The sequence below is a fragment of the Pseudomonas sp. P5_A12 genome, assembly GCF_056400685.1.
On sequence record NZ_JBFUKU010000213.1, the window covers coordinates 1 to 9,356 of the forward strand.

Genomic DNA, 9,356 nt, shown 5'->3' on the forward strand with positions numbered 1-9,356 from the left:
TTTCGGCTTCGAGCCCGACACCCTGTCGATTGCCAAGGGCCTGACCTCCGGCTATATCCCCATGGGCGGCCTGGTGCTGAGCAAACGCATTGCGGATGCGCTGGTGGAGCGGGGCGGCGTGTTTGCCCACGGCCTGACCTATTCCGGGCACCCGGTCGCGGCGGCGGTTGCACTCGCCAACCTCAAGGCGTTGCGTGATGAAGGCATTGTTCGCACGGTGAAGGAAGATACCGGGCCGTACTTGCAGCAGATCCTGCGTGAAGTGTTTGGCAACCATCCGATGATCGGAGAGATCCAGGGAACCGGTCTGCTCGCGGCCATGCAGTTCGCCGAGGACAAAGACACACGCAAGCGCTTCGACAATGAAAATGACCTGGCCTGGCAGTGCCGCACCTTTGGTTTTGAAGAGGGTGTGATCATCCGCTCGACACTCGGCCGCATGATCATGGCGCCGGCACTGGTAGCAACGCGCGCGGAACTCGACGAACTGGTGGACAAGACCCGTCTCGCGGTAGACCGCACCGCACGGATCGCGGGAAAGCTGTGAAGTGAGCGGTTTTCCACCCCCGCGCAAGGGGTGGAGAACCGCATCGTTACATCGCCCAGCGTGCACATAGGGCAGTCCACTTTTCAACGGATAACGGTATCGATTTCATCGGATACCGCGGCGTCCTGCATGCCCATTTCCAGGAGTCAGCAATGAATACAATAACAAACGTGGCCGATACTCCCTCCCATCATTCCCCATCGCAACCCACTTCATCGCGTAGGTTTCGACAGCCCCTGGGACTCGTCGGACTGGTACTTTTCGGTCTGGCATACATGGTCCCGCTGGCGGTGTTTACAACCTATGGCCTTGTCACCCAGATGACCAAAGGGCACTTGCCCACCGCCTACCTGCTGACCCTTGCGGCCATGTTGCTGACCGCTTACAGCTATGGACGCATGGTCCAGGCGCACCCCTATTCAGGATCGGTTTATACCTATACGCGCAAGGCATTTGGCGCGTATTTCGGCTTTATTGCCGGTTGGACCTTGTTACTGGATTACATCTTCTTGCCGTTGCTCAGTTATCTGCTGATCGGCATCTACATGTCGGAATATTTTCCCGCTGTGCCTACTTCCGTGTGGGTGCTCGGTTCAATTGCGCTGGTCACCGTTTTAAATCTGGTCGGCATCGAGTCCATCACTCGGGTCAACTGGATACTCGTGGTTGCCCAGTTGGTCTTCATCGTTGTGTTCGTCGCGTTATCGCTTCACAACCTGAGTGGGTATTCCGCCCCGGTTTCGCTGCTCGCACCTTTCCATCATGAAGGTTTCAGCGTCCCGCTGATCATGGCGGGTGCTGCGGTGCTCTGCCTGTCGTTTCTTGGCTTCGATGCCGTGTCGACCATGGCCGAGGAAACACCCAACCCGCGAAGCACTATTCCGCTCGCCATTATGGTGGTGTCGTTGTTCGGGGGGCTGTTGTTTCTGCTGGTTTCGTATTTCGCCCAGATGGTGTTTCCGGAATGGAACAGTTTCGCTGACCCTGATTCAGCCTCAGTGGACGTGATGCGCCGCGTCGGCGGTGAACTGCTGGTGACTGCATTTACCGCAACCTATGTAGCGGGCTGTTTCGCTTCGGCAATGGTCTCCCAGGCGAGTGTCTCGCGCGTGCTGTTCGCGATGGGGCGCGATGGTGCATTGCCGAGCGTGCTCGGCAAGCTGGTCACGAAAAAGCGCGTGCCGGCCACCGCGATCATGCTGGTCAGCCTGTTCTCGCTGATTGCCTTGTTTATCACCCTGGATACCGTCGCCAACATGATCAGCTTCGGCGCGCTCTTCGCGTTCTCGGCGGTGAACCTGGCAGTGATCAAGCATTACCTGGTCGACCAGAAACTGCGCGGCACACGCAACTACCTGATATACGCGGCGCTGCCGGCCCTGGGGTTTCTCAGCACCATCTGGCTGTGGACGAGCCTTTCCGGTATGGCGTTCACGATTGGTCTGTGCTGGATGGGCTTGGGGCTGATTTGTTTGTTGGGTGTCACGCGTGGGTTCAGGGTGAAGATGCCGGACTTGCAGATGGCGGAGTGATACATCCCAAAACACGCAGGTTTCGACAACAGGTCATTGCGGTTTGAGTCGGCTCGATGACCTGTACCAGATCAATAACAACTGACCGTGTAGACGGTCAATGTGGGAGTACAACGTGTTCGACCTTAATTACTGGCAGCAGCGTGTTGCCCGCCAATCCTTCATCGACACCGCCCTGATCGGCGGCCAGCCAGTGTCGTCGATATCCGGAGCGACATTCGACGCCATCAACCCTGCGACCAATCAATTGCTCGCGCGTGTTGCCGCATGCGGCGAAGAAGACGTCAACCTGGCAGTGCGCTCCGCACGCCGGGCTTTCAATGCAGGCCCTTGGCGGCGTATGTCCCCCGGCGAGCGCAAGAAAATCCTGATCAAACTTTCCGAGTTGCTGATGGTTCACCGCGAAGAGCTGGCGTTGCTCGATTCGCTGAACATGGGCAAGCCGGTGATGGATGCCTACAACGTGGATGTGCCTGGCGCCGCCCACGTCTTCGCCTGGTACGGTGAAGCGCTCGACAAGGTTTACGATCAGGTCGCGCCTACCGCCCGGAATGCGTTGGCCACCATCACGCGGGAAGCCTTGGGGGTAGTTGCCGCAGTAGTGCCATGGAACTTCCCGCTGGACATGGCTGCGTGGAAACTGGCGCCTGCATTGGCGGCCGGCAACAGCGTGGTACTCAAGCCCGCCGAGCAATCGCCATTTTCGACCCTGCGTCTGGCTCAGCTTGCCTTGGAAGCAGGCATTCCAGAGGGCGTGCTGAACGTGGTACCGGGCCTGGGCGAGAGGGCCGGCAAGGCACTGGGGTTGCATCCGGATGTGGATTGTCTGGTGTTCACCGGCTCCACTCAGGTAGGCAAGTACTTTATGCAGTACTCGGCGCAGTCCAACCTCAAGCAGGTCTGGCTGGAGTGCGGCGGAAAGAGCCCGAACCTGGTGTTTGAAGACTGTCAGGACCTGGACCTGGCTGCGGAGAAGGCCGCCTTCGGTATTTTCTTCAACCAGGGTGAAGTGTGCTCGGCCAATTCCCGCCTGTACGTGCAGCGTTCCATCCATGACGAATTTGTTGAACGGCTGATCAGCAAATCGCGTGCGTGGATGCCCGGTGATCCACTGAACCCTGGGAGCGCTGCTGGGGCAATCGTCGACAGTGAGCAAACCAGCCGAATTATGAAAGCGGTCGCAGAGGCACGTATTGACGGGGCCAGGCTGCTGTCCGGTGGCGAGCAATTGAGCATCAATGGTTCTTCAAACTTCATTCAGCCGACGATCTTTGGTGACGTGACCAGCGGCATGCGCATTTCACGGGATGAAGTGTTCGGTCCGGTTCTGGCGGTCAGCGCTTTTGACACTGAGGAAGAGGCGGTGCAGCAAGCCAATGACAGCATTTACGGACTGGCTGCGTCGGTGTGGAGCGATGATCTGAACCGCGCACACCGTGTGGCCCGTGCCTTGAATGCCGGGACTGTCTCGGTCAACACCATCGACGCGCTGGACGTGTCGGTGCCGTTTGGCGGAGGCAAGCAGTCAGGCTTCGGTCGCGATCTATCGCTGCATTCGTTTGATAAATACACACAACTGAAAACCACCTGGTTTCAGTTGCGTTAAGTACGGATGTGAGCGGGTCGCGTATCAGACAATACGCGACCGCTGATATCAAGGGCAGGCTCGATCAACACGGATCGGGCCGGCCACTATTGAATCGCCCCTGGTTTTGTAGTCACTACCTAATCTCATTACGGCCGAACCACCGGCCGCTCTTGGTCCAGAGTGTGTAAAAACGCCTTCGCAAACATGTGCGCTGAAGTCGCAGTGCACACCGAGCACGGAACGACGGGTTCGACGCTGGGAGCATGAAGCCGTATTGGAAGAAATGCAGGACAGGCTGCGCAATGCGCCGGAGATGATGCGAATCCGTAAACGGACGGTGGAGCATCCCTTCGGGACGCTTAAACAATGGATGGGTGCAACGCATTTCCTGACSCGAAAGCTGGCCGGGGTAAGTGCAGAGATGAGSTTGAACGTGCTCGCCTACAACTTGAAACGGGTCATGAAAATCGTTGGAGCCAATGGTTTGATGAAGGCGCTGTCGAGCGGAAAAGGTTCGTTCTGGATGACCTGGATAGCTGTAGAAGCTTGCTGAAAAGCTCCGATGCGATACTGATCAACTATGGTGCCTTAAGCGAAATCACTCAGCGAACGGCCGTCGGCTCTTCGCGCTGACAAGGCCCGAATGCGTTTTTACACATTCTGGACCGAAAGCCGCCCGTTTTTTTATAACGATTATCAGGGGAGCCCCGCGTCTATTTGCACTCTAGACGCGGGAAAGGCGTTACTTGCGAACGTTCTGGTACAGCATCAACCGTGACGTTTCATGCATGGCGCGGGTCAGCTCTGACAGTCGTTTGAACTCTTCGGGGTTTTTGTCGGCGACGTTGTCCAGCGGCGTCAGTGAGGCCAGGTCATGCAGACTTGGCGAGCTGCCGTCGTGCTCCATCTGAACCATGTAGTGTTGAGTTACACCGGCAATCAACGGGAACGTACCTTCGCGCAATACCAATGGCACCACGCGTTCGCCTTCGGGCGCGGGCTGTTGGATATCACGGCCCATGCCGCTGTTGCGGAACTCAAGGCCGGCCATACCCGCTACGGTTGGCAGCAAGTCCACCAGGCCGACTGCTTCCTCGACAGTGCGCGTCCCGATCATGCCTGGCGCGTGGATGAGCATCGGCACCGCGTTGCTTTCCAGGCCCAGTTGCTCGTAGGCCGGTGCCAGGAAAGGGATCTGGGCGATACGGGTGTTGTGGTCGCCAAACATCACGAAAATGGTGTTTTCGTACCAGCCGCCGGCCTTGGCGATTTCCATCAAGCGTCCGATGTTGAAGTCCAGCAAGCGCACGGCGTTGTATTGCTCGACACTGCGCGAGCCTGCGGCCTGGACTTCCTCCAGGGTAGGGTGCTTGACCTCGAATCCGTCATTGCTCTTTGGAATCGTGAAGGGGCGATGGTTACCGGCCGTTTGTACATAGGCGAAGAACGGTTTGTCCTTGGGCAGCGCTTGCAGGATCTGGTCGGTTTCCTTGAACAGATCCAGATCCGAGATGCCCCAGACATCCACCACCGGGGATTTCCAGTCCCGCTCGTCGAGCAGGCGAACGCCGTCGATACTTTGCTTGATCAAGGCATTCATGTTGGCCCAACCGGAGTTGCCGCCAATGGTGTAGATCTTCTCGTAGCCGGTGAAGGCATTGACCAGCGTGTTTTGGTTGGTGATCAGTGGATTACGCGTCGCGGTTTCCTGTCGAGTCACGTCAGGCACCCCACTGATGCTGGCCCAGACGGTTTTTGCGGTACCCGTCACCGGGACATAGAAGTGCTTGAAGAACCAGCTCTGCGTGGCCAGGCGATCGAGATTTGGCGTTGGATTAATCGGATTGCCGTAGGCCCCAACGGCGCTGGTGCCCAGCGACTCAAGCATGATGAACATCACGTTTGGCGGTCGCGAGCCCGGTATTTTGTAGGGTTGTGGCGCCTGGTGGCGGACGAAGTCAAGGGTCTGCGGGTCGGGTTGGTCGACGCCCAGATAGTTGGCCATGACCGCGTAATGTTCGCGCACTTGCGCTTCGTCATAGCGTGACTGGCCGACCTTGACGGTGTCGTAGAAGAAAATCACCGGGTTCAGGCCCAATGCGGCGATCTGGTTATTGCCCGAGAAGAACGCATCGCTCCAGCGCAGCGGCACAGGGTTTTCAAAGTTCAGATGCTCGACACGCCCCAAAATACCCAGCAGCACCAGCACGACCATCAACGCACTGCCCCACGTCGCGGAGAACCGGGAAATGACTTCGCGGGGACGGTCCAGCGTGACGCGCTCCAGTCGCACCAGGGCCAGTGTCACGAACGCGACTGTGGCCAGCCAAGCCAGTGAAATCCAGATAACCGGGTAGGTTTGCCAGACCATATCACGGGATATTTGCGCATCGTCGATGAAGCGCAACACCGTGGCGTTGATCCTCACGCCCAGGTACGCGTAATGGCCAAAATCGATGATGTAGATCAGCAGCACAGCGCTGAGGAYGGCGACCAGGTACACGCGGGCGATGCCGCGAACGAGGCGGCTGCTGATCAGGTTCCAGCGAGGGATCCAGGCCAGCAACGCCAACGGCAGCATGACTAGAATGGCCAGGCGCAAATCGAAACGAAAGCCGATGCCCAGGGTGGTCAGGACGGCGTTATCGGCGCTCAGGGCTTTGGCGTCGAAACCGGAAAAGCCGAAAAAGAACACCACCCGCAACAGTGCAAACAGCACAAACGCGATCGCTGTTGCGCCCAGCCAGTAATGCAAACGTCTCGATTTCAGCCAGCCCATCGATGTTTCCCTATTAAGAGTTTCGTTAAATTTCAAACGGATTTGTTTCGAATCGGGCTGCGCTGCGTGATCAGCCGGCGATACGCCCAACGCGTCGCCAGCACCAGCAAAGCCAGGCAGCAATACAGGCCCAGCAGCGGATCAATCAAGTAATCCCAATAGTTATGGGAAGGTTTGAGCCCGGCGATAAAGGTCAGGGTCGCGCCGGTCAACATCACGACGGCCAGGTAATTGCGCAGGTAAAACGCGCCAAACGTAAGCATTGCGATGACAAACAGCAGGGGGCGCGGGCTGAAACCCCGCCGGTAAGGATCCAGATCACTCAAGCCCAGGGTTGCCGGGTACAGCACCAGGGCCATCACGGCGAAGAGGATCAATACGCCGATGTGATCCTTCTGCGCAGGCGGCAACATCTCCAGTCGACGCAAACAGCCCCACCCCATGAACACCAATGAGGTGATCGCAAGGTCATCAATGTGGCTGCGCAAGTAAGCGGCCAGCGACAACCCGCCCAGCGGTATGAAGCTGGCGGCCAGCAATGCCAGCAGCAGYGCGATGCGCCAGACTTTGTTCAGACCAAAAGCCGGCAGTACCAGGAAAATGATCATCGCGAAACTGAGATGGGCTTGCCATAGACTAATCATTTGAGACGCTCGGACAGCCAGGCATCGTTAAAGGTCACGTGTTTGATGAAGGTGTTGTTCCAGGAATAAACCAAGTGATACATCCCGTCGGGACTGCGGATGAAGTACGGGTATTCATATTCAAACTCACACTCCTCGCTTTTACAGACACGGTTGTCGAGGTTGTCGAGGAATTGCGCTTCCAGCGGTTGGCGGAGCTCACCACTGGAATCGCGGAACTTTTTCCCGATGATTTCCTTGTAGGCGAGGGGTGAGTACGGATCGCCCTCGGGATCCGGTGATTTGTCCAGATCGTGCACCAGGCGCCAATCGACCATTTTCGCATCGGTGAGATAAAGGCTCAGCTTGAAGCGCCCCTCCTGCAGATCATTGAGCGCTACCAGCATCCCGTGTTCGGGCGTCGCAACGGCCGCCAAGGAGGAATTGGGGTTTGAAGGATCGAGCGGAAAAGGTTCGCTCCAGGTTTGCCCGGCATCCTCGGTGCGGCTCGCCAGGACTCGGTGATGGGTGTTGCCGGCGTAGCGCAACAGGGCGATACCGCGCTGACCGTCCAGCGGCACGACAGCAGGTTGCAATGAATGATTGCCGTGGCTGATGCGGTATTTATCGATCACTTCACCGTCTGCGCTCAAGTACAGGTACTCGGCAAACTTGCCCAGAAACTCGTGGTAGACCGGCAATCCGATGGAGCCGTCGACATGAAACACCGGTGCCGAGCGGACCAGGGTACTGATGTTCAGAAAGGGTGAAGTGATCAGTTGGCGCGGTGCCGACCAATTCACACCAAAGTCGTCTGAAACCATCACATTGACCGCGCTACCGGCCCAGCCGCCCATGGATACGGAGACGTAGAACAGCCACAGGCGATTGTCCGGCGCGAGTGCAATGACCGGGTTGCCGAGTTTGCGAATGTATTTTCGAGTACTTTGCTGGGTCGAATCCCGGGTCGCCATGACCTGTTCCTCCCCCCACTCGCCAGTGCTCACGTTGAAACGGGCGGAGCGCACCTGCACATCGGCTGCGCCTTCGCGAGAGCCGGCGAACCAGACCGCCATCAGGCTACCGTCAGGCAAGGCAGTTATCGCCGAGGAATGTACGAAGTCCACCAGTCCGGAGGAGGCGAAACGGCTGGTATAAATGGGCTTGGCCGCTTCATCTGTCACAGCTGGAACCGGGCTTATCAGGGCAAAGGAAGAATGCTTGGGGGCAGGGTGGGTGAGCCATGCGCCCGCGAAAAGGCAAGCAAGGGCAAGGTAAACACCGAGGGCAGGGAGGCGGGGGAGCTTTATGCGCATAATTTAGGCTTTGGCCTCTCATGGCCCGATAAACCGCACAAGCTAACACTCGCTAGTACAAGTTCGGACTTTATGATTTTCAATTATGTAAGCAGTTATGTATAGCTTGCTTCCTTGTCGGCGAACGAATACGGATTGAGTCGCTGAGACAGGCCGCTTCCGTTGTGATGGCAGGATTGGTCCTTGCGTCTGGGCGCATTTTTGATGAATGCGGTTTCATCTCTCAAATGTGTGCAGCCTTCAGCGGCCCATCGCTATGACGCGCCCTCCCACAAAGGTAAGTTGTGGGAGGGCGTCCTCGTGATTGCGTCAGATTGAGCGACTCAGGTCTGTCAGTCAGCCACCGCTTCCTCCGCTATCCGCTTGATAGCCGTTGCCGACTCAGTACCTGCAGCGGGCTTGGCATCCGCAGGCTTCAAATCCTTGGCAAATGTCCCATCCACCTCGCCTTTGAAGAAATTCTTGCCGTAGATCAACAAGCACAACACCACGCCAATCCCGAATGCCCAGCTAGCGCCCTTGATCGCCAATACCGCGCCGATCACACCCGCGATACCCAGGTCGCGCTGGCTACGGGCTTCGAGGATGCCCAGACGCACACTCACATAACCCTGGATCAGCAACGTCAGCGACAGCGCAACGCCGAGAATCGGCTGTACCAGCGTCACCACCGGCAACAGCAGCAGACCGGTGTTGGTACCCCAACGGAACGAGCCCACGCCGCCGATGATCGACTTCATCGCCTTCGGACCGCCTTTGAAGCGTTCGATCACCACCACCAGCATCGCCGCCCATTTCGGGCCGCACATGGCGACATCCGGGCCGAAGATGCTCATGAACGCATTTCGCGCGCCGAAGATCAGGTGAGCGCGATCGGCGTTGTAGTCGACGACTTCATCAGTACGGACAGTTTCTGCCTCATCGAGCAGCGATTTCGCACTGAGCACGTCGCCAAAGACAATGATGTACAC

At 57.7% G+C, this 9,356-nt stretch carries 6 protein-coding genes and 2 pseudogenes; 4 read left to right on the forward strand and 4 right to left on the reverse strand.

Going from position 1 to position 9,356, the window contains the following annotated elements:
* From AC1DSG_RS22605 to AC1DSG_RS22620, 4 genes and pseudogenes are all read left to right on the forward strand, one after another.
* A partial coding sequence (locus AC1DSG_RS22605; protein WP_477792872.1) for an aminotransferase class III-fold pyridoxal phosphate-dependent enzyme occupies positions 1–547 on the forward strand: 547 nt, incomplete at its 5' end.
* A gap of 152 nt (positions 548–699) precedes the next feature.
* The gene (locus tag AC1DSG_RS22610) at positions 700–2,079 is read left to right on the forward strand and encodes an APC family permease (RefSeq protein ID WP_477792873.1); all 1,380 of its coding nucleotides are present in this window, start codon (positions 700–702) and stop codon (positions 2,077–2,079) included.
* A gap of 115 nt (positions 2,080–2,194) precedes the next feature.
* The gene (locus AC1DSG_RS22615; protein ID WP_477792874.1) at positions 2,195–3,685 is read left to right on the forward strand and encodes an aldehyde dehydrogenase; all 1,491 of its coding nucleotides are present in this window, start codon (positions 2,195–2,197) and stop codon (positions 3,683–3,685) included.
* Between the two features lie 181 nt (positions 3,686–3,866).
* Positions 3,867–4,220: pseudogene (locus tag AC1DSG_RS22620) on the forward strand (transposase); the annotation flags it as partial.
* Positions 4,221–4,409: 189 nt separating this feature from the next.
* Here the strand turns inward: AC1DSG_RS22620 and AC1DSG_RS22625 are convergent.
* The 4 genes and pseudogenes from AC1DSG_RS22625 to AC1DSG_RS22640 form a co-directional block, all read right to left on the reverse strand.
* Complete coding sequence (locus AC1DSG_RS22625; RefSeq protein ID WP_477792875.1) at positions 4,410–6,446, reverse strand: LTA synthase family protein; 2,037 nt, start codon at positions 6,444–6,446, stop codon at positions 4,410–4,412.
* Positions 6,447–6,478: 32 nt separating this feature from the next.
* The gene (locus AC1DSG_RS22630; RefSeq protein WP_477792876.1) at positions 6,479–7,090 is read right to left on the reverse strand and encodes a hypothetical protein; all 612 of its coding nucleotides are present in this window, start codon (positions 7,088–7,090) and stop codon (positions 6,479–6,481) included.
* Positions 7,087–8,385: a sialidase family protein gene (locus AC1DSG_RS22635; protein WP_477792877.1), complete on the reverse strand. Its 1,299-nt coding sequence runs from the start codon at positions 8,383–8,385 to the stop codon at positions 7,087–7,089. The genes AC1DSG_RS22630 and AC1DSG_RS22635 overlap by 4 nt, the downstream gene beginning before the upstream one ends.
* A gap of 332 nt (positions 8,386–8,717) precedes the next feature.
* A pseudogene (locus AC1DSG_RS22640) lies at positions 8,718–9,356 on the reverse strand (hypothetical protein); the annotation flags it as partial.

Coding starts and splice junctions, on each gene's coding strand:
- AC1DSG_RS22635 (WP_477792877.1), bottom strand. CDS start 8,385: ATGCGCATAAAGCTCCCCCGCCTCCCTGCCCTCGGTGTTTACCTTGCC.
- AC1DSG_RS22610 (WP_477792873.1), top strand. CDS start 700: ATGAATACAATAACAAACGTGGCCGATACTCCCTCCCATCATTCCCCA.